Source organism: Staphylococcus ureilyticus (genome assembly GCF_002902235.1).
In the GTDB taxonomy this organism is placed as follows: Bacteria; Bacillota; Bacilli; order Staphylococcales; family Staphylococcaceae; genus Staphylococcus; species Staphylococcus ureilyticus.
This window is the reverse complement of sequence record NZ_PPRL01000024.1, coordinates 1-1,834: the sequence shown is the minus strand read 5'-3', so window position 1 is coordinate 1,834 and position 1,834 is coordinate 1. Positions and strand designations below refer to the sequence as shown.

General features: G+C 46.8%; 1 rRNA gene. It reads left to right on the top strand.

Annotation, left to right across the window (positions count from 1 at the left end):
- Positions 1-182 precede the first annotated feature (182 nt).
- A 23S ribosomal RNA gene (locus tag CD150_RS02910) occupies positions 183-1,834 on the top strand; the annotation flags it as partial.

Genomic DNA, 1,834 nt, shown 5'->3' with positions numbered 1-1,834 from the left:
TTGTACATTGAAAACTAGATAAGTAAGTAAAATTTATGATTTTACCAAGCAAAACCGAGTGAATAAGAGTTTTAAATAAGCTTGAATTCAAAAAGAAATAATCGCTAGTGTTCGAAAGAACACTCACAGATTAATAACATTTTGGGTTTTCAACCGACGGTTGTCGAGTTGGAAAGCAAATAGATTAAGTTATTAAGGGCGCACGGTGGATGCCTTGGCACTAGAAGCCGATGAAGGACGTTACTAACGACGATATGCTTTGGGGAGCTGTAAGTAAGCTGTGATCCAGAGATTTCCGAATGGGGGAACCCAATACGAGTTATGTCGTATTATCGATACGTAAATACATAGCGTATCGAAGGTAGACGCGGAGAACTGAAACATCTTAGTACCCGCAGGAAGAGAAAGAAAAATCGATTCCCTGAGTAGCGGCGAGCGAAACGGGAAGAGCCCAAACCAACGAGCTTGCTTGTTGGGGTTGTAGGACACTCTATACGGAGTTACAAAGGAATAGATTAGACGAAGCATCTGGAAAGATGCATCAAAGAAGGTAATAATCCTGTAGTCGAAAATCTGTTCTCTCTTGAGTGGATCCTGAGTACGACGGAACACGAGAAATTCCGTCGGAATCTGGGAGGACCATCTCCCAAGGCTAAATACTCTCTAGTGACCGATAGTGAACCAGTACCGTGAGGGAAAGGTGAAAAGTACCCCGGAAGGGGAGTGAAAGAGAACTTGAAACCGTGTGCTTACAAGTAGTCAGAGCCCGTTAATGGGTGATGGCGTGCCTTTTGTAGAATGAACCGGCGAGTTACGATTTGATGCAAGGTTAAGCAGTGAATGTGGAGCCGTAGCGAAAGCGAGTCTGAATAGGGCGTTGAGTATTTGGTCGTAGACCCGAAACCAGGTGATCTACCCTTGACCAGGTTGAAGTTCAGGTAACACTGAATGGAGGACCGAACCGACTTACGTTGAAAAGTGAGCGGATGAGTTGAGGGTAGCGGAGAAATTCCAATCGAACCTGGAGATAGCTGGTTCTCTCCGAAATAGCTTTAGGGCTAGCCTCAAGTGATGATTATTGGAGGTAGAGCACTGTTTGGACGAGGGGCCCTTCTCGGGTTACCGAATTCAGACAAACTCCGAATGCCAATCAATTTAACTTGGGAGTCAGAACGCGGGTGATAAGGTCCGTGTTCGAAAGGGAAACAGCCCAGACCACCAGCTAAGGTCCCAAAATATATGTTAAGTGGAAAAGGATGTGGCGTTGCCCAGACAACTAGTATGTTGGCTTAGAAGCAGCCATCATTTAAAGAGTGCGTAATAGCTCACTAGTCGAGTGACACTGCGCCGAAAATGTACCGGGGCTAAACATATTACCGAAGCTGTGGATTGTCCGTAGGACAATGGTAGGAGAGCGTTCTAAGGGCGTTGAAGCATGATCGCAAGGACATGTGGAGCGCTTAGAAGTGAGAATGCCGGTGTGAGTAGCGAAAGACGGGTGAGAATCCCGTCCACCGATTGACTAAGGTTTCCAGAGGAAGGCTCGTCCGCTCTGGGTTAGTCGGGTCCTAAGCTGAGGCCGATAGGCGTAGGCGATGGATAACAGGTTGATATTCCTGTACCACCATGAATCGTTTTAAGCGATGGGGGGACGCAGTAGGATAGGCGAAGCGTACGATTGGATTGTACGTCCAAGCAGTAAGACTGAGTGTTAGGCAAATCCGGCACTCATAAGGTCAAGCTGTGATGGGGAGAGGAAATTGTTTCCTCGAGTCGTTGATTTCACACTGCCGAGAAAAGCCTCTAGCTAGATTTATGGTGCCCGTACCGCAAA